Raw genomic sequence first — 14,990 nt, forward strand, 5'->3', positions numbered from 1 at the left:
GGCCGGCCGGCGGCCCCGTCAGTCCTGCGGAATGCGCAGGGCGATGAAGGTGGGGTTGCCACCACGCTGGATCAGCACCGGGACGGTCGTGCCGGGGCCGGCCTGCTCGATGCGTTCTTCCAGTTCTTCCAGCGAACCCACCGGCTGCCGCGCGAACTGCACGATCACGTCGCCCGGCCGCACGCCGGCGCTGCGCGCGGGGTTGTCCTCGACCTCCAGCACCACCAGGCCGTTGTCGACGCCGAGCTCCTCGCGCGTTTCGGCGTCCAGCGGCTCGAGGCGCATGCCCAGCAGGCTCTGCGGCTCGGGCCGGGCCTCCTCCGGCTGGGCCGGGGCCGACCGGCGTTCGGCGACGTCCTCGGGCAGCGCCTCGATGGTGACCTCGAGGGTCTTGTCCTCGGAGCCGCGACGGATGTCCACCTCGACCTCGCTGCCCACCGGCGTGCGGCCGACAATCGGCGGCAGCGCGCTGGAATTCGGCACGTCCAGGCCATTGAAGCGCAGGATCACGTCACCGGCCTCGAACCCCGCCTTCTCCGCGGGACTGTCCGCCTGCACTCGGGCGACCAGGGCACCGGAGGGCTTGTCCATGTCGAACGACTCGGCCAGATCCCGGGTAACCTCCTGGATCAGCACACCCAGCCATCCGCGGGTCACTTCGCCGTGTTCACGCAGCTGGGTCACCACGTCGCCCACCACTTCGATGGGGACCGCAAACGACAGGCCCATGAACCCGCCGGTACGGCTGTAGATCTGGGCATTGATCCCGATCACCTTGCCGTCGAGATTCATCAGCGGACCACCGGAGTTGCCCGGGTTGATGGCCACGTCGGTCTGGATGAAGGGTACGTAGTTCTCGCTCGGCAGGCTGCGCCCCTTGGCGCTCACGATCCCGGCGGTGACCGAGTGGTCAAAGCCGAACGGCGAGCCGATCGCCAGGACCCATTCCCCGACCCGGAGCTCCTCGGAGGAACCCAGCTCCAGCGTGGGCAGGTCCTCGGCGTCGATCTTCAGCAGGGCCACGTCGCTCTGCGGGTCGGTACCGACGACCTCGGCATTGAACACGCGCCGGTCGGACAGGTGGACCACGATCTCCGAGGCACCCTCGACCACGTGGTTGGCGGTCACGATGTAGCCGTCTTCGCTGTAGATGAAGCCGGAGCCGAGCGAATCACGCTCGCGCTGGCGCGGGTCGCCACCGGAACCCGGGGGCTCGCCGAAGAAACGCTCGAACAGGTCCTCGAACGGAGTCCCTTCGAACTGACGCATGCCGCCGTGTTCGGGCACCTCGCTGGTGCGGGTGGCCGAGATGTTCACCACCGCCGGGCTGTGTTCTTCCGCCAGCGGCACGAAATCGGGCAGATGCCGCGCCGAAGCGGGCAGTGACAGGGCCAGAAAGACCAGGGCGACCAGCGCCCATTGCATCGGTTTCAGCATCATTGAATCCCTCTCCGGGAAGCTTGAACGGACATGCCTCTGGACGTCGCGAAGGCGCGCAAGTTCCCCGCGGGCCGCGACAGGTTCAGCCGGCGCGGGTGGCGACCGGCCGCACGATGCCGCTGCCCGGCTGGCGCGCGAGCACCACCGGACGGAACGCGGCATCGCGCTGGCGCATCCAGCGACGCACCCCCAGCAACCCCGCCCCGAGGCCACCGAGGCCCGCCAGCAGCAGCACGCCCTCGCCGGCACCGGGGAACAGGGCCATGCCCAGCGCGGGCACGCCGATCAGGCCGGCCAGCGGCAGCAGGTACATCATCAGCGCACCCGCGACCAGCGCGGTGTCGCGTACGCCGAGGGTGACGGTATCGCCGGCCTGCAGGTCGCCGGAATGGCCGACCCGGACTTCGATGGGCTTGCGCCCGAGGACGTCCGACAGGACCCCGCTGCCGCAACCGCTGCGCGCGGAGCAGCTGCCACAGGTGGACCGGCGCTGGATGCGCACGCGGGCGGTGTGCCCGTCCACGTCGAGAACTTCACCCTGTTCCTCGATCCAGTCACTCATGCCAGTCACTCACGCCGGTCCCCGTCGGGCTGCGGCGGATGCATGGCCGCGGCGAGGCGCTCCACGGTCTCGCGGGGCACGTCGCCGACGGCGGTGATCTGATAATCGCCCTCGACCCGGGCCACCGCGTGCGTGGCACCGGCGCGGGTCGCGCCCTCGAACCGGCGCTCGCCTTCCACGGGCTCGACGTACACCGAGACCGAGGCCAGGCCATCGCTGACCACGAAATAGCGGCCGGGCTGTTCCGGATCATCGCTGCTGCGTTCGCGCGCCACCACGAGGCGGAAACCCGACGGCAGTTCACTGAAGCCCCAGTCCCGGCCGTCGGGGTCCGGGCGCAGGTGTCCGCGCTCGGCACGCACCTCGATGCGGTCGGCGTCTTCACTGACCGGCTCGAGGGCGGCGTCCGGCACGCGGTCCAGCAGTTCGAGATCGGTAAACGCCAGGCGTTCGAGCAGCTGGCCGCTCCCGGAATAGAGCTCGCTGAGCAGCGGCAGGCCGGTGTCTTCGTGCAGGCAGTAGCGGTGGCTGTAGCGCAGCAGGTCACTGGCGCGGGCCAGCAGCATGCGGCAGGCATGTCCGGCCACGCGGCTGCGACCCTGATCCTTGAGGGAATAGCCGTCGTGTTCCGCCAGCAGGTGAACCGGGGAACTCACCGGCCAGCGCGGGGCCGATCCGGCTTCGGCGGCCTGCCCGCCGGAGGCGGCCCCGGTCCCGGACTGGGCACTGAGGCGATCCACCGAGCGCACGACCTCGCGCTCGCGGCCGCTGAGGGTATGCAGCCGTTCGCGATAACCTCCGTCCTCGATGGCGTGGATCACGCGCACCGTATCGAGGCGATCCTTGCGCTGCAGGACGAATGTCCCGCGGTAACTTTCCGAGTGCACGCTCGCGGACATGCGTTCCAGCCACTCGGCGGGGCCGGGATCACTGGCGATCACCGGCAGCGGGAGCAGGGCGACGGAAGCCGCCAGCACCCAGGGCAGACCTCCGCGCATCATGGTTTACTCTTCGCCAACCGAATAACGTACCCGCCCGAAGGCAGCGGAGCCGGGACCGGTCAGGTCGGCGTGGTTCTCGAAATAACGCACGAAGCGCGGGTCCAGCTCCTCGCCCGGCTCGTCCGCGTCGGGCATGCCGGCGCCGCTGGCCGCCTCCTCGCTACCCGCGGGCGTGCGTGCCGTCTGCACTTCGGCCGGAGCGGACTCGCCCGCGGCCATGCCGGGCGTTGCGTCGCCGCCGGGCTGACCGGTGCCCATCATCTGCATGCCCACCAGGGTCACCACCGCAACGGCCGCCGCCACTCCGGTACCGGCCACAGGCCGGAACCAGCGCGAACGGGTGGCCCGATCGACCCCGGAGTGCTCCGGTTCGACATGCAGCGGCTCTTCCTCGGCCAGTTGTTCGCGCACCCCCTCAAGCAGATCCGGAGGCGCGGTCATGCGCATCCCGCCGCGCAGCGAGTCCCCGATCAGGTGATAGCGTTCCCATTGCTTGCGATCTTCTTCCGACTGCAGCAGCTCGTCCACCAGGCGACGCGTCTCGAACGCCTCGGTCTCGTCGTCCACCAAGGCCGAGAGACGCTCCGTCTTGCTGACTTGTTCACTCATACGATCATGCTCATTCAGTCGTTCAACAATGGTCGCAAGGTCTCGTCGATGGCCTCGCGCGCCCGGAAGATGCGCGACCGGACCGTGCCGATCGGACATCCCATGGTCTGCGCGATTTCCTCGTAGCTCAGACCTTCGATCTCGCGCAGAGTGATCGCGGTCCGCAGATCGTCCGGCAGCTCGTCGATCGTGCGCTGGACGGCCGCCTCTATCTCCTGCGACAGCGCTTCCCCCTCGGGGGTTGCATTGTCCTTGAGAGCGGAATCGCCCCCCATTTGTTCGGCATCCTGCGCATCGACCTCGGATTCGGGCCGGCGCCGCCCCTGGGAGACGAGATGATTCTTGGCGGTGTTGATGGCGATCCGGTACAGCCAGGTGTAGAACGCACTTTCGCCGCGAAAGTTCGCGAGACCGCGATAGGCCTTGATGAAGGCTTCCTGGGCGATATCCAGGGCCGTGGCGTGGTCGTGCACATAGCGGCCGACAAGATTCACGATCTTGTGCTGATACTTCAGGACCAGGATGTCGAAGGCCTCTTTCTCGCCATTCTGGACACGCCGAACCAGGGCCTCGTCGGAAGCCTTCTCGCTCATCCGGGGACTCCCGTTCGGCGACTCGTCTCCAGTATTCTAGGGTTCATGGACCGCCTGACCTGCATGAAGTTCGAAACCCGCTCGCCGGGGATTGCTCCCGGCTTCCCGGCCATTGCGCAACAAGCGCAAAACGTTACCTGACGCATGGATACAGCACAACAAGCCCGCAAAGCCGACGTGCTGGTAATCGGCAGCGGTGCGGCCGGACTGAGCGCGGCCCTGCATCTCGCCCCGCATCGCCGAGTCGTGGTCCTCAGCAAGGGCCCGGTGGACGAGGGCTCGACCCGCTACGCCCAGGGCGGCATCTCGGCGGTGCTCGACCGCCAGGATTCCTTCGACGCCCACATCGACGACACCATCGACGCCGGTGCCGGGCTGTGCGATGCGGACGCGGTGCGCCGCACCGTCGCGGCCGGGCCCGAGGCGATCCAGTGGCTGCTCAACCTCGGGGTGCCGTTCACGCGCGAATCCTTCGAGGGCCGCAGCCGGCTGCATCTGACGCGCGAGGGCGGGCACAGCGCCCGCCGCGTGGCACATGCCGCCGATGCCACCGGCCGCGCGATCGAGGACGCGCTGGTGCGCAGCACCGGCGACACCGCCAGCATCGACGTACTCGAACGCCATGTGGCGGTGGATCTGATCACCTCGCGGGTGGACGGCGTGCGCCGTGTGGTCGGGGCCTATGTCCAGGATACCGCGACCCGCGAGGTACAGACGATCATGGCGCCCACGGTGATCATGGCTACCGGGGGCGCCAGCCGGGTCTATCTCTACAGCTCCAATCCCGACGGCGCCACCGGCGACGGGATTGCGATGGCCTGGCGCGCCGGCTGCCGCATCGCCAACATGGAATTCATGCAGTTCCACCCGACCTGCCTGTACCACCCCCGGGCCAAGTCGTTCCTGATCTCGGAGGCAGTGCGCGGCGAAGGCGGGCTACTGAAGCTGCCGGACGGGGAACGCTTCATGCCGCGCTTCGACGAGCGCGCCGAACTGGCCCCGCGCGACATCGTGGCGCGCGCGGTGGACCACGAGATGAAACGCCTCGGGATCGACCATGTGTATCTCGACATCAGCCACAAGCCGGCGGATTTCATCCGCGAACACTTCCCCACCATTCACGAACGCTGCCTGGAATACGGCTTCGACATGACGCGCGAGCCGTTGCCGGTGGTGCCGGCCGCGCACTACACCTGCGGCGGAGTGGTGGTGAACCCCTTCGGGCAGACCGATCTGCCGGGGCTTTACGCCGCCGGCGAGGTATCCTGCACCGGGCTGCACGGGGCCAACCGCATGGCCAGCAACTCGCTGCTTGAATGCCTGGTCTATGCCCGCGCCGCGGCCGAGCACATCCTGTCGCAGACCGATCTGCCCGCCCCCGAGGCCCTGCCGGTCCCGGCGGCCTGGGACGAATCCCGGGTGACCGAGTCGGAGGAGGAAGTGGTGGTGGCGCACGACTGGGACGAACTGCGCCGGCTGATGTGGGACTACGTCGGGATCGTGCGCACCCGCCGCCGGTTGCAGCGCGCGCAGCGGCGCATCCGCATCCTGCAGGAAGAAATCCACGAATATTACAGCCACTACCGGATCTCGCCCGACCTGATCGAGCTGCGCAACCTGGGCATGGTGGCGGAGATCATCGTGCAGAGCGCGCTGGCCCGGCGCGAGAGCCGCGGCCTGCATTACCTGCTGGATTACCCCGAACGCGATCCGGAACTGGACGGCACCCCCACCGTGCTGGTGCCGCCCTCGCCCGCCGGTCAGCTGGCGGGGCGCGCCGCCGGCGGGAGCTGAATGAACTTTTCGCGATAGTGCCGCAGTTCGTCGATCGAGTCGCGGATGTCCTGCAGGGCCTGATGCGACGCGTTCTTCGACAGCCCCTGGAGCACGTCCGGCGCCCAGCGCCGCGCCAGTTCCTTGAGCGTGGACACGTCGAGATTGCGGTAGTGGAACCAGGCCTCCAGCTCCGGCATGTTGCGCGCCAGGAAACGTCGATCCTGACAGATGGAATTGCCGCACATCGGCGACTGCCCCTTCGGCACCCACTTCTCCAGAAACGCCAGCGTCTCGCGCTCCGCGGCGGCCTCGTCGTGGTCGCTGTGGCGCACGCGATCCAGCAGGCCGGATTCGCCGTGCGTGCGCTGGTTCCAGGCGTCCAGCCCGTCCAGCACCGCCGGCGACTGGAACACCGCGACCACCGGGCCCTCGGCCAGGATCTCGAGGTGCTTGTCGGTTACGATGGTCGCCACTTCGATGATCCGGTCGGTTTCCGGCTCCAGGCCGGTCATTTCCAGGTCGATCCAGATCAGATTTTCCGCACTCGCCGTCATTGTCTCTCCTCTGCGGCACCCGGTCGTGCCCTATGATGGCGCGATGCAGTCTATCATCATGGGGACGGGCCCCGGGGGCCCGTCGCATCGAGCAACGAACAAGACCGGCATCCACGAAGAAGGAGGGCCCCATGCGACACCTCACCACCTCTCTGGCCGCCCTGGCGCTGGCCGGCGGCATGACCGCCACCGCGCAGGCGAACGACGAAATCCGGATGGGCCAGGATCTGCACGAGAACAACTGCGTCAGCTGCCACGCCGACATGCACGGCGGCGACGGCTCCGGGATGTACACCCGTGACGACCGCATGGTCGGCGATCATGATGAACTCGTATCGATGGTCCGGCGCTGCGACGCCAACATCGGCACCGCCTTCTTCGATGACGAGATCGAAGCCATCGTGGCCTACCTCAACGACGAATACTACGGATTCGACTGAACCCCATGAGCGATCTGAAGACCCGCCACTGCCAGGCCTGCGAAGGCTTCACCGACCCGATGCCGGCCGAGGACGCAACCCGGGCCCTGGGCCAGCTGCACGAATCCTGGGAACTGGGCGGCGACACGAAGGACATCCGGCGCGAGTTCCGCTTCCGCAACTTCCACGAGACCATGGCCTTCGTGAACGCGGTGGCCTGGATCGCCCATGTCGAGGATCACCATCCCGACATGGAAGTCGGCTTCAACCGTTGCCGGGTCCAGTTCTCCACCCACGCGGTGGGCGGACTGACCGAAAACGATTTCATCTGCGCCGCGCGCGTGGATGCGCTGTTCGACTGACCCGTCGATGCAGCCTGCATGAGCCGGTCCGTCCGGAACCCGGGATCCGCGGTCCCCAGGACCGCGGATCCCCTGCCCGCCCGCGCGCGTCTTGCCGCCCGCCTCAACCAGAGGGCCGACCTCCTCGACGAGGACGGGCACCTGCATCGCGTGCAGCTGCAGCGCCGCACGGGGGATCTGGTCTGCGGGGACCGCGTGGAAACCGACGGCCACCGCATCCTGCGCCGCGAGCCGCGCCGCAATGCACTGGTACGGCGCGACGGCTACGGCCGCCGCAAGACCATCGCCGCCGGGGTGGACCGGGTCTGGATCGTGGTGGCGGCCGAGCCGGCACCGGCGCGTTTCCTGATCGACCGCTTCCTGGTGGCGATCCACAACCTGCCGGCCGAACCCCGGCTGCTGTTCAACAAATGCGAGCTGGATCCCGGCGGCGCGCAGCGCCTGGACCGGCAGTACGGCCATCTGGGCCTGCAGGCGCTGCCGGTCAGCGTGCACGAGGGCACCGGGCTGGACACCCTGGCGGCGGCCGCCGAAGGGGGCAGCAACATCCTCGTCGGCCAGTCCGGCACCGGCAAGTCATCGCTGATCGATGCGCTGCTGCGCCGCGCCGGCAACGCGCCGGAACAGGCCCTGCAAACCGCGACCCTGGGGCAGACCGGCGAAGGGCGCCACACCACGACCACGGCGCGCTGGTATCCGCTGGCGGGCGATGGCGCATGGATCGATTCCCCCGGGGTGCGCGACTTCACGCCGGAGCTGGACGACGCTGACGCGCTCGAGCGCGGTTTCCCGGACATCGCCGAACGGGCCCGGGAATGCCGCTTTCGCGACTGCCGGCACGCGGCCGAACCGGGGTGTGCGGTGGGAGCGGCGGTCGCCGCCGGTGAGCTGCCGCGGGAACGGCTGGAGGCCTGGCAGGAACTGCGGGCGGAGACCCGGCGCCGGGACTGAGCCCGGCAGCGGCCCCGCGTCACGATTCAGAACGAATCAGAAGGTCAGGCCCATCTCCACGCCGAACACCGACGAGGAACCGCCGGATTCGGGACGCATGCCGTCGAATTCCAGCCGGTCTTCCATCCAGCCTTCGGAGGATTCCAGCGAATAGTCGTCGTAGAACAGGCTCATCGACAGCTCGCTGTCGTTGCGCAGGCGGAGGCTGCCGTCCAGGCTCAGATAGCTGGCCCCGCGCGTGTGGTCGCGCGGTTGCAGGCCACTCCCCGCAGCGACCGTTTCCCGCGAATCGCCCGCCAGCGGCTGGCGCACGCCGACCCGCAGCTGGCTGTCGAAACCGCCCGACTCGAAGGTGGGGCCGAAGCTGAAGTCGGTAAAGTAGGAAGTGGTACCCGCATCCTCGCGCAGGTGTCCCGGCGCACTGCGCGACTCCATGCCGAAGCCCAGATCGACCCCGTACCCCAGGCCACTGGAGCCCAGGCGCTGGCGGAAAGCGCCGGTCGCCTCGAAACGGTCGCCCACACCGGTGATGTCATCCGCCGGACGCGACACCGCGTCGGCATCCAGCATCAGGCGGTAACGCGGATCGGGCCGGGTCTCTCCGCCCGCACCCGCCGCGGCGGAGAAGGAGGACAGGTCGCCCACCGCCGCAACCGGATCGCCACCGTCGAGATTCAGGGTCCGGGTCACGGAGAAGCGGGTGGTGTCATCATCGGCCGCTACTTCGGCCGCCGCAACCATCGGCGTCGCGCACACCGCGACCAGCATCAACGGCACCGCCAGCCGGGCAACCACGCGTGCCCGGCCCGGGGCATTCTCCGCCCCGGCCATGGCCGTGGTGCCGTTATGATCTCCGCGTTGCTTCACGCCCGTTCTCCCTATTGCCACGGCGCCGGCCTCCCCGGCCCGTCGCGTTCGCTAGCCCGGGGGCCAGCCGAGGGGCCGACCACCGAGCAGGTGCATGTGTATATGGTAGACCGTCTGACCGCCCTGCTGGTTGCAGTTCATCACGGTACGATAGCCGTCCTCGGCATAGCCCCGCTCGGCGGCGATGCCGGCCGCCACCCGGGCCATGTTGCCGACGGTTTCCGCGTCCTCGGCGGTGAGGTCGTTCAGGGTCGCGATGTGCCGCCGCGGAATCACCAGGACATGCAGCGGCGCCTGGGGATGCAGGTCCTCGAAGGCGATCACGTCATCGGTCTCGCGGACGATGGTCGCGGGGATCTCCCCGGCCACGATCTTGCAGAAGATGCAGTCTTCCATGGTGCCTCCACCGCGCCCGGCCGGCGCGATTTATATCAGTAATCGCGGCGCCCCGACAAGGCGTGCGCCAGGGTCCCCGCATCGGTGTATTCCAGCTCCCCGCCACTGGGGATCCCCTGCGCGATGCGCGTGGCGCGGATTCCCAGGCGCCCGGCCATCTCGGCCAGGTAGTGGGCGGTGACCTCGCCCTCCACGGAGGTGTTCGTGGCGAGAATCAGCTCCTCGGTGCCCTGCTGGCGCAGGCGTTCCTCGAGCCGGTCCAGCCCCAGTTCTTCGGGGCCGATGCCGTCCAGCGGCGACAGCCGCCCCAGAAGCACGTGGAAGCGACCGTTGAAGTCGGTCGCCGCCTCGATCGCCATCACGTCACCGGGGCTCTCGACCACGCACAGGACGTGGTCGTCGCGATCGGGATCCAGACAGCGCTCGCAGGTCTCCGCCGAAGTCAGCGTCCGGCACACCGAACAGTGGCCGATGTTCTCCACCGCGGCGTCCACCGCCCGTGCCAGGCGCCGTGCGCCCTCGCGGTCGCGTTCCAGCAGGTGCAGCGCCATGCGCCGGGCCGATTTGCCGCCCACCCCCGGCAGGCAGCGCAGTGCCTGTACCAGGTCGTCGAGTTCCGTATCCACCGCGGTCCGGCTCAGAACGGCAGTTTCATGCCCGCCGGCAGGCCCATGCCGCTGGTCAGTTCACTCATGCGTTCCTGACTGGTGGTGTCCACCTTGTGCACGGCATCGTTGATGGCCGCGGCCACCAGATCCTCGATCATATCGGGATCGTCCTGGAAAAGGCTGGGATCGATCCGCACCTTGCGTGCTTCGTGCTTGCCGGTCAGGGTCACGCTGACCAGCCCGCCACCGGCCTGGCCCTCGACCTCCATCTCGGCCAGCTCGGCCTGCACGCGCTGCATTTCTTCCTGCATTTTCTGGGCCTGCTTCATCATGTTGCCCATGCCGCCTTTCATCATTTTCGGTTCTCCTGTCCCGCTGTTCCGGGGTCCTGATTAAGTGTCGGGTCGTCGTCGCGCAGGCGCACCGGGCCGAGTTCGGCCCCGAAGCGCTCGTGCAGCGCCTGCACCACCGGATCCTGCCGCATGGCGGACTCGGCTTCAGCCTGACGCGCCTCGGCATCCGCCGCAAGACGCGCGGCCGGCGTGTCACCACCGGCTTCTTCCTGATCCACGATCTCCAGACGCACGCCGCGGCCGAGATGCGCCTCCAGGGACCTGGACAAGCGTTCCCGGGCCCGTTCCGTGCACAGCATGCGGTAGTCGGTCGGCAGCGCGAGCGTCAGCCGCTCCGTATCCAGCGAACGAAATTCGGCCTGCAGCGCGATTTCACGCGCGGTACCCGCGGGAAGACCTGCGGCAAACGCATGCCAGTCGAATTCGCCCTCGGCCACCGGAGCGGCGGGCACCGGGGCCGGCGCCGGGCGGGCAGCGCCCGCCGCATCGGCTCCGGCGGTCTTCTCCGGGGGCGCGGAGGCCGAGGCCGCATGCGGCTCGCGTACCGCGCCGGCCTCCCCGGCATCCGGCCCGCGCGTGGAAGACGGGCTTGCCCGCGCCGGCTCCGGGGCCTCGGCCTCGGCCGCGGGCGCGGCACGGGACGCGGGCTCGGCCTGCACCGCCGGGCCCCGGTTCGCGGGGTTCTCGGGCCGGCCAGCCGCGCCGCTCCCGCCGGTTGTGGTACCGGACGCGGGCTCCGGCGAGCCCTCCGGACGGAAGGCCAGCAGCCGCAGCAGGGTCATTTCGACCCCCATGCGCGGTTCCGGTGCATACGGCAGGTCGCGTACGCCATGGATCAGGATCTGATAGGCGAGCTGGATCGCCTCGGGGTCTTCGCGGCCGGCGGCCTCGCGCGCCCAGTCCAGGCCCGCTTCGCCGCCATCGGCCACCTCGCCCGCCACCTGCAGTACCGCCACCCGATGCAGCAACGAGGCGAGTTCATCCAGAAGCCGCGACCAGTCCGGCCCCAGGGCATCCAGCTCGGCAAGACCGTGGACCAGCGCCGCACCGTCCCCGGCGAACACCGCATCCAGCAGCCCGGTCAGCCGGGTGCGTGGCAGCAGCCCCAGCATGTCGCAGGTCGCCCCCTCGCTCAGCTGATCGCCGGCGTAGGCGATGGCCTGGTCGGTGAGACTGAGCGCATCGCGCATCGAGCCCTCGGCCGCCTCGGCCAGACGCAGCAGCGCACCGGGTTCGGCACCCACGCCCTCGGTCTCGAGCACCCCGGTCAGATAATCGGCGATCAGCGGCGCCGGCATCGGCTTGAGGTTGAACTGGAGACAGCGCGACAGTACCGTCACCGGCAGCTTCTGCGGGTCGGTGGTCGCCAGCAGGAACTTCACGTGTTCCGGCGGTTCTTCCAGGGTCTTGAGCAGCGCGTTGAAGCTCTTCTCCGACAGCATGTGCACCTCGTCGATGAGGTACACCTTGAAGCGGCCGGTGGTGGGGGCGTAGGACACGTTGTCCAGCAGCTCGCGGGTGTCGTCCACCCGGGTGCGCGAGGCGGCGTCGACCTCGATCAGGTCAAGGTGCCGCCCCTCGGCGATCTCCACGCAGGAACGGCACTGGCCGCAGGGTTCGGCGGTCACCCCCGTCTCGCAGTTGAGACAGCGCGCCAGGATGCGCGCCACGGTGGTCTTGCCCACGCCGCGGGTGCCGGCGAACAGATAGGCATGATGCAGCCGCTCGCCGGACAGCGCATTGGAGAGCGCGCGCACCACGTGCGGCTGACCGACGAGATCCTCGAAACGTGAGGGCCGCCACTTGCGGGCCAGAACCTGGTGACTCATGCCTCTCCCATGGACGGAGCGGTCGCCGTGGCCTCCGGGCACTCGGCCCCACCGGAAAGCGAAACTGGAAGGGAGGTGGCCCGCACCCGCCACACCCCGGCGCCCGACGCAGTTGCTACCGTTGCTCCCTTCCGGGCCTGGCGGGGTTCACAACCTGTCGTCGCGAGGGGACTGATACGGACCACCATAACGCTGTTGGCCGCACGGATCACCGCCGCCCGACCGAACCCGAAAGCATCAGGGTTTCGGCCACGCACGTCAACCTCGATCCGGTGCCCGCGCTCGCAACCCCGCGCCGGCCGGGGTAAAATGCCGGCCCCAGTCGCTTCAGCCGGGATCCCCATGGCCGCTTCAGCCGCGTCGTTCTTTCACGGCCTCCCGGACGCCGTCTATATCATCGATCCGGAGACCTCACGGATCATCGACGGCAACGAAAAGGCGCATGCCAGCCTCGGGCTCAGCCGTGACCAGCTCCTGCACGAATCGGTGATGTCGCTCCAGACCGGCGTACAGGGCATGCCGGCCTGGAGCGAGATCGCCGAGGTCATCCGCAACCAGGCGCCCTATCGCTTCCTCGGCGAGCACCGCCACGCGGACGGTTCGGCCATCCCGGTGGAGATCCTGACGTCGGTGCAGCATGTCGACGGGCGCGAGTATTTCGTGTCGGTCGCCCGCGAGATCCCCGAACGCGGGTCGTCGCCGGACGAGGACGCCGGCCGCGAACACTGGCAGGTCCTGTACGACATCGCCGAGGGGGTCTGGGACTGGTATCCGCAGCAGGAACGTCTGGTGTTCAGCCCGAACCTGAAGTCCCTGCTGGGGTACGGTCCCGACGAGATGGAAGAGGTCATCGACACCTGGAAGGATAACGTGCACCCCGAGGACCGGCCGCTGGTCCTGACCAAACTGGAGGATCATCTGGCCGGCCGCCGGCCCGCCTTTCACGCCGAATACCGGCTGCGCAACCGCAACGGGCACTATCTGTGGGTCTCCGATCGCGGACGCATCGTGCTGCGGGACGACCACGGAAAGCCACTGCGGGTCTGCGGCATGATCCACGACGTGACCGACACCAAGACCCTCGAGCTGTCCCTTCAGCAAAGGGCGGATTACTGCTCGCTCACCGGCCTTTACAACCGCCGGCGGGGACAGGAACTGTTCGAGAAGGCCCTGACCGCCTGCGAGCACGAGGATCGGCCCCTGGCGCTGCTGGCGCTGGATCTCGACGAATTCAAGACCATCAACGATCGTCACGGCCATCAGGCCGGAGACACGGTGCTGGAACGTTTCGGCGAGTGCATCCGCGAATCGCTGCCGGAACACGCCATCGCCATGCGCTGGGGTGGCGAGGAATTCATGATCGTCCTGCCGGGTGCGGACCCGGTCCGGGCCGAGGACTTCGCCGAGACCCTGCGAGCCGCCGTGGCCGGGGCCCGCTGGCCCGAACCGCTGAACCGCTCACGCGTCACCGTCAGCATCGGGGCGGCGCTGTTCCCCCGCGATGCCGGTGCCCCCGGCCAGCTGATCTCCGTTGCGGACCAGGCCCTCTACCGCGCCAAGCACGACGGCCGCAACCGCGTGATCCTGGCGCGTCCGGCATGAAGGTCCATGGCGAGGCCCTTCCCCCGGCGACCTCGATCATAGCCTTGGGCTAATAGCATTTTAATTATAAAAGATTAGATTTATCGAAGAGCACCCCTTAATCTTGCACCTGTCGTCGGCCCGAGGCCGGCACATGACTTTTCACCCGTTTCCGAAACCGCAATCTGCAACAGGAGAGAGAGAACATGGAACTGGAAAATCGCGAAGGTCAGCGCGTCCCGGAAGTCACCTTCCGCTGCCGCAAGGACAACGACTGGAACGACGTCCGGACCGCGGACATCTTCAGCGGCCGCAACGTGGTGGTGTTCGCCCTGCCGGGCGCGTTCACCCCGACCTGCTCCTCGGCCCACGTGCCCCGCTACAACGAACTGGCGCCGGTTCTGAAGAAGCACGGCATCGACGAGGTCGTGTGCATCTCGGTCAATGACGGCTTCGTGATGGAGGCCTGGCAGGCCGACCAGGAGGCCGACCGCATCACCTTCCTGGCGGACGGCAACGGCGAGTTCACCGAGAAGATGGGCATGCTGGTCGACAAGAGCGACCTCGGCTTCGGCGAGCGTTCCTGGCGCTATTCCATGCTGGTGCGCGACGGCGTGATCGAGAAGCAGTTCATCGAGCCGGACGAGCCGGGCGACCCCTTCGTGGTCTCCGATGCCGACACCATGCTGTCGCACGTGGCGCCGGAGGCGGCCTGCCCCGAGGACGTGGTGGTGTTCACCAAGCCGGGCTGCCCCTACTGCGCCAGCGCGAAGCAGATGCTGGAGGACGCGGACCTGGACTACGAGGAGATCGTGCTGGGCCGTGACGCCAGCCTGCGCAGCCTGCGCGCCGCCACCGGCGCGATGACCGTGCCCCAGGTGTTCGTCGGTGGCCACCGCATCGGCGGCTCCGAAGAACTGGAGCAATGGATCCACCGCGAGCGCCGGGCGGCGTGATCCCCGCGCCGGGACGGGCCCGCGCCCGTTCCGGCCCTGGCCACCCCGGGTGGCCATCCGTATCCGCAGGTCCCACGACAAATTGCCGGACGTGCGGACACGGATGGCGGACCCCGGCGACCGCTCCTTGAGC

17 protein-coding genes and 1 other RNA gene are annotated in these 14,990 nt (G+C 68.6%); 6 read left to right on the plus strand and 12 right to left on the minus strand.

All coding sequences use genetic code 11. From position 1 onward, the window contains the following. Nucleotides 1-18: 18 nt before the first annotated feature. From C998_RS0107035 to rpoE, 5 genes are all read right to left on the minus strand, one after another. Nucleotides 19-1,440 (minus strand): DegQ family serine endoprotease, encoded by a 1,422-nt coding sequence (locus C998_RS0107035; protein WP_018870154.1) that lies wholly within the window; start codon nt 1,438-1,440, stop codon nt 19-21. A gap of 82 nt (nt 1,441-1,522) precedes the next feature. After that, nucleotides 1,523-2,002, minus strand: coding sequence for a SoxR reducing system RseC family protein (locus C998_RS0107040; RefSeq protein ID WP_018870155.1), 480 nt, complete (start codon nt 2,000-2,002; stop codon nt 1,523-1,525). A gap of 5 nt (nt 2,003-2,007) precedes the next feature. After that, nucleotides 2,008-3,003, minus strand: a complete 996-nt coding sequence (locus C998_RS0107045) for a MucB/RseB C-terminal domain-containing protein (protein ID WP_018870156.1) — start codon at nt 3,001-3,003, stop codon at nt 2,008-2,010. Nucleotides 3,004-3,006: 3 nt separating this feature from the next. Further along, entirely contained in the window at nt 3,007-3,612 is a 606-nt protein-coding gene (locus C998_RS0107050) for a sigma-E factor negative regulatory protein (protein ID WP_018870157.1), read from the minus strand. A 14-nt stretch (nt 3,613-3,626) separates the two neighbouring features. Further along, a complete protein-coding gene (gene rpoE, locus C998_RS0107055) occupies nt 3,627-4,205 on the minus strand; it encodes an RNA polymerase sigma factor RpoE (RefSeq protein WP_018870158.1) in 579 nt (192 codons plus the stop codon). 144 nt (nt 4,206-4,349) lie between these two features. Here rpoE and nadB point away from each other — a divergent pair, with 144 nt between their 5' ends. Beyond that, nucleotides 4,350-5,999, plus strand: coding sequence for an L-aspartate oxidase (gene nadB, locus C998_RS0107060; RefSeq protein ID WP_026279514.1), 1,650 nt, complete (start codon nt 4,350-4,352; stop codon nt 5,997-5,999). Here the strand turns inward: nadB and orn are convergent. Further along, nucleotides 5,966-6,535: an oligoribonuclease gene (orn, locus tag C998_RS0107065; RefSeq protein ID WP_018870160.1), complete on the minus strand. Its 570-nt coding sequence runs from the start codon at nt 6,533-6,535 to the stop codon at nt 5,966-5,968. The genes nadB and orn overlap by 34 nt on opposite strands. 131 nt (nt 6,536-6,666) lie before the next feature. Between orn and C998_RS0107070 the strand changes: the two genes are divergently transcribed. From C998_RS0107070 to rsgA, 3 genes are read left to right on the plus strand one after another with little or no spacing between them, the layout of a single operon-like run. Next, nucleotides 6,667-6,975, plus strand: coding sequence for a cytochrome c (locus tag C998_RS0107070; protein WP_018870161.1), 309 nt, complete (start codon nt 6,667-6,669; stop codon nt 6,973-6,975). A 5-nt stretch (nt 6,976-6,980) separates the two neighbouring features. Further along, complete coding sequence (locus C998_RS0107075; protein WP_018870162.1) at nt 6,981-7,316, plus strand: 4a-hydroxytetrahydrobiopterin dehydratase; 336 nt, start codon at nt 6,981-6,983, stop codon at nt 7,314-7,316. A gap of 18 nt (nt 7,317-7,334) precedes the next feature. Further along, entirely contained in the window at nt 7,335-8,267 is a 933-nt protein-coding gene (gene rsgA, locus C998_RS0107080; protein ID WP_018870163.1) for a ribosome small subunit-dependent GTPase A, read from the plus strand. A gap of 36 nt (nt 8,268-8,303) precedes the next feature. Here the strand turns inward: rsgA and C998_RS0107085 are convergent, their stop codons facing one another. The 6 genes from C998_RS0107085 to ffs all read right to left on the minus strand — a co-directional run bounded on the left by C998_RS0107085 (nt 8,304) and on the right by ffs (nt 12,497). Then, entirely contained in the window at nt 8,304-9,098 is a 795-nt protein-coding gene (locus tag C998_RS0107085) for a hypothetical protein (RefSeq protein ID WP_026279516.1), read from the minus strand. A gap of 87 nt (nt 9,099-9,185) precedes the next feature. Further along, complete coding sequence (locus C998_RS0107090) at nt 9,186-9,530, minus strand: histidine triad nucleotide-binding protein (protein WP_018870165.1); 345 nt, start codon at nt 9,528-9,530, stop codon at nt 9,186-9,188. Between the two features lie 35 nt (nt 9,531-9,565). Further along, a complete protein-coding gene (recR, locus tag C998_RS0107095; RefSeq protein ID WP_018870166.1) occupies nt 9,566-10,156 on the minus strand; it encodes a recombination mediator RecR in 591 nt (196 codons plus the stop codon). A gap of 11 nt (nt 10,157-10,167) precedes the next feature. Then, entirely contained in the window at nt 10,168-10,494 is a 327-nt protein-coding gene (locus tag C998_RS0107100) for a YbaB/EbfC family nucleoid-associated protein (protein WP_018870167.1), read from the minus strand. Continuing rightward, nucleotides 10,491-12,320 carry a DNA polymerase III subunit gamma/tau gene (gene dnaX, locus C998_RS0107105; RefSeq protein WP_018870168.1) on the minus strand — a complete coding sequence of 610 codons (1,830 nt, stop codon included), beginning with the start codon at nt 12,318-12,320 and terminating at the stop codon, nt 10,491-10,493. Before dnaX ends, C998_RS0107100 begins: the two co-directional genes overlap by 4 nt. Nucleotides 12,321-12,400: 80 nt before the next feature. Then, nucleotides 12,401-12,497: signal recognition particle sRNA small type (gene ffs, locus C998_RS14465), an RNA gene on the minus strand. A 165-nt stretch (nt 12,498-12,662) separates the two neighbouring features. Here ffs and C998_RS0107110 point away from each other — a divergent pair. Then, entirely contained in the window at nt 12,663-13,922 is a 1,260-nt protein-coding gene (locus C998_RS0107110) for a diguanylate cyclase (RefSeq protein WP_018870169.1), read from the plus strand. Nucleotides 13,923-14,107: 185 nt separating this feature from the next. Then, nucleotides 14,108-14,857 carry a glutathione peroxidase gene (locus C998_RS0107115; RefSeq protein WP_018870170.1) on the plus strand — a complete coding sequence of 250 codons (750 nt, stop codon included), beginning with the start codon at nt 14,108-14,110 and terminating at the stop codon, nt 14,855-14,857. Nucleotides 14,858-14,990: the final 133 nt, after the last annotated feature.

The organism is Thioalkalivibrio sp. ALgr3, from assembly GCF_000377325.1.
Taxonomy (GTDB): Bacteria; Pseudomonadota; Gammaproteobacteria; order Ectothiorhodospirales; family Ectothiorhodospiraceae; genus Thioalkalivibrio.

Coding starts and splice junctions, on each gene's coding strand:
- C998_RS0107035 (WP_018870154.1), bottom strand. CDS start 1,440: ATGATGCTGAAACCGATGCAATGGGCGCTGGTCGCCCTGGTCTTTCTG.
- C998_RS0107040 (WP_018870155.1), bottom strand. CDS start 2,002: ATGAGTGACTGGATCGAGGAACAGGGTGAAGTTCTCGACGTGGACGGG.
- C998_RS0107045 (WP_018870156.1), bottom strand. CDS start 3,003: ATGATGCGCGGAGGTCTGCCCTGGGTGCTGGCGGCTTCCGTCGCCCTG.
- C998_RS0107050 (WP_018870157.1), bottom strand. CDS start 3,612: ATGAGTGAACAAGTCAGCAAGACGGAGCGTCTCTCGGCCTTGGTGGAC.
- rpoE (WP_018870158.1), bottom strand. CDS start 4,205: ATGAGCGAGAAGGCTTCCGACGAGGCCCTGGTTCGGCGTGTCCAGAAT.
- nadB (WP_026279514.1), top strand. CDS start 4,350: ATGGATACAGCACAACAAGCCCGCAAAGCCGACGTGCTGGTAATCGGC.
- orn (WP_018870160.1), bottom strand. CDS start 6,535: ATGACGGCGAGTGCGGAAAATCTGATCTGGATCGACCTGGAAATGACC.
- C998_RS0107070 (WP_018870161.1), top strand. CDS start 6,667: ATGCGACACCTCACCACCTCTCTGGCCGCCCTGGCGCTGGCCGGCGGC.
- C998_RS0107075 (WP_018870162.1), top strand. CDS start 6,981: ATGAGCGATCTGAAGACCCGCCACTGCCAGGCCTGCGAAGGCTTCACC.
- rsgA (WP_018870163.1), top strand. CDS start 7,335: ATGAGCCGGTCCGTCCGGAACCCGGGATCCGCGGTCCCCAGGACCGCG.
- C998_RS0107085 (WP_026279516.1), bottom strand. CDS start 9,098: ATGGCCGGGGCGGAGAATGCCCCGGGCCGGGCACGCGTGGTTGCCCGG.
- C998_RS0107090 (WP_018870165.1), bottom strand. CDS start 9,530: ATGGAAGACTGCATCTTCTGCAAGATCGTGGCCGGGGAGATCCCCGCG.
- C998_RS0107100 (WP_018870167.1), bottom strand. CDS start 10,494: ATGATGAAAGGCGGCATGGGCAACATGATGAAGCAGGCCCAGAAAATG.
- dnaX (WP_018870168.1), bottom strand. CDS start 12,320: ATGAGTCACCAGGTTCTGGCCCGCAAGTGGCGGCCCTCACGTTTCGAG.
- C998_RS0107110 (WP_018870169.1), top strand. CDS start 12,663: ATGGCCGCTTCAGCCGCGTCGTTCTTTCACGGCCTCCCGGACGCCGTC.
- C998_RS0107115 (WP_018870170.1), top strand. CDS start 14,108: ATGGAACTGGAAAATCGCGAAGGTCAGCGCGTCCCGGAAGTCACCTTC.